The 2,500-nt window shown below is 48.6% G+C and carries 2 rRNA genes (1 of these 2 cut by a window edge); both read right to left on the reverse strand.

Annotated features, from left to right (window positions below):
- Nucleotides 1–107, reverse strand: a 5S ribosomal RNA gene (gene rrf / locus HUE53_RS00005).
- Nucleotides 108–276: 169 nt separating this feature from the next.
- Nucleotides 277–2,500: ribosomal RNA gene (locus HUE53_RS00010) — 23S ribosomal RNA — on the reverse strand (it continues 652 nt past the right edge of the window).

Consider the following 2,500-nt stretch of genomic DNA (forward strand, 5'->3'; position numbering starts at 1 on the left):
AAGGCGGCGATCTACTCTCCCACAAAATGCAGTACCATCGACGCTGGCGGGCTTAACTTCTCTGTTCGAAATGGGAAGAGGTGAGCCCCGCCGCAATAACCACCTTAAGGTTTTAAGTCTAAAGTCGAATGTCGTAAAGTTTCCTTTGGACTTTCTTATTTAAGACTGTCTCGTTTTTAAACGAAACAAATATTTTAACATATTGAGATAAATATTTAATTTGGAAAGAATTTTACGAGCCCCCTGAGGTTCCCCCTTTGGGGGTTAGGGGGCTCTTACAATAAGCTTACGGGTTATTAGTACTACTTGACTGTGACATTACTGCCTTTACATCTATAGCCTATCAACGTGGTCATCTTCCACGACCCTTAAAAGAAATCTCATCTTGTGGTGGGTTTCGCGCTTATATGCTTTCAGCGCTTATCCCTTCCCAACGTAGCTACTCTGCGGTGCTCCTGGCGGAACAACAGATACACCAGCGGTTGGTCCAACTCGGTCCTCTCGTACTAGAGTCAGATCCACTCAAATTTCTAACGCCCACAGTAGATAGAGACCGAACTGTCTCACGACGTTCTGAACCCAGCTCGCGTGCCACTTTAATGGGCGAACAGCCCAACCCTTGGGACCTTCTCCAGCCCCAGGATGTGACGAGCCGACATCGAGGTGCCAAACCCCCCCGTCGATATGAGCTCTTGGGGGAGATCAGCCTGTTATCCCCGGCGTACCTTTTATCCTTTGAGCGATGGCCCTTCCATGCGGAACCACCGGATCACTATGCTCTACTTTCGTACCTGATCGACCTGTATGTCTCTCAGTCAAGCTCCCTTATGCCATTGCACTCTACGCACGGTTACCAAGCGTGCTGAGGGAACCTTTAGAAGCCTCCGTTACTCTTTTGGAGGCGACCACCCCAGTCAAACTACCCACCAAGCAATGTCCTCCACAATATGGAGTTAGGCCTCAGATAAGCAAAGGGTGGTATTTCAACAATGACTCCACAACGCCTAGCGACGCCATTTCACAGTCTCCCACCTATCCTACACATCACTTATCCAAGGTCAATACTAAGCTATAGTAAAGGTGCACAGGGTCTTTTCGTCCCACTGCGGGTAATCGGCATCTTCACCGATACTACAATTTCACCGAGCTCATGGCTGAGACAGTGTCCAGATCGTTACACCATTCGTGCAGGTCGGAACTTACCCGACAAGGAATTTCGCTACCTTAGGACCGTTATAGTTACGGCCGCCGTTTACTGGGGCTTCAATTCAATGCTTCTGATTGCTCATAACATCTCCTCTTAACCTTCCAGCACCGGGCAGGTGTCAGGCCCTATACTTCATCTTACGATTTGGCAGAGCCCTGTGTTTTTGATAAACAGTCGCCTGGACCTTTTCACTGCGGCCAGCTTGCGCTGGCGACCTTTCTCCCGAAGTTACAGGTCTATTTTGCCTAATTCCTTAGCCATGAATCTCTCGAGCGCCTTAGGATACTCTCCTCAACTACCTGTGTCGGTTTACGGTACGGGTACTTATAATCTATGTTTAGAAGGTTTTCTTGGCAGCCTTTAGGTACACTATCCCATCATCCGAAGAATCCGAGTACTATCGCATTTCACCAGTCCCAGCGGATTTGCCTACCGGGCCTATAGCTAGGTGCTTTAACGAACTATTCCGTCAGTTCGCGGTACTTTCACCACTGCGTCACTCCATCACAATTATAAGTAGTACGGGAATATTAACCCGTTGGCCATCGACTGTTCCTTTCGGATTCGCCTTAGGTCCCGACTAACCCGCAGCTGATTAGCATAGCTGCGGAAACCTTAGTTTTGCGGCGGGGGTGTTTCTCGCACCCCTTATCGTTACTTATGCCTACATTTTCTTTTCTAACCTCTCCAGAAATCCTCACGGAATCCCTTCTACGATGTTAGAATGCTCCCCTACCACTTGACTTTTGTCAAATCCATAGCTTCGGTAGTATACTTATGCCCGATTATTATCCATGCTCGATCGCTCGACTAGTGAGCTGTTACGCACTCTTTAAATGAATGGCTGCTTCCAAGCCAACATCCTAGCTGTCGATGCAATCAAACCGCGTTTGATCAACTTAGTATACATTTGGGGACCTTAGCTGATGGTCTGGGTTCTTTCCCTCTCGGACTGGGACCTTAGCACCCCAGCCCTCACTGCTGTGTATATTATATAGCATTCGGAGTTTGTCAGGAATTGGTAGGCGGTGAAGCCCCCGCATCCAATCAGTAGCTCTACCTCTATATAACTCTACCACTGCGCTGCACCTAAATGCATTTCGGGGAGTACGAGCTATTTCCGAGTTTGATTGGCCTTTCACCCCTACCCACAGGTCATCCGAAGACTTTTCAACGTCAACCGGTTCGGACCTCCACTATGTGTTACCACAGCTTCATCCTGCCCATGGGTAGATCACACGGTTTCGCGTCTAACATTACTGACTCAAGCGCCCTATTCAGACTCGCTTTCGC

Origin of the sequence: Flavobacterium columnare (assembly GCF_014844295.1) — a bacterium.
In the GTDB taxonomy this organism is placed as follows: Bacteria; Bacteroidota; Bacteroidia; order Flavobacteriales; family Flavobacteriaceae; genus Flavobacterium; species Flavobacterium columnare.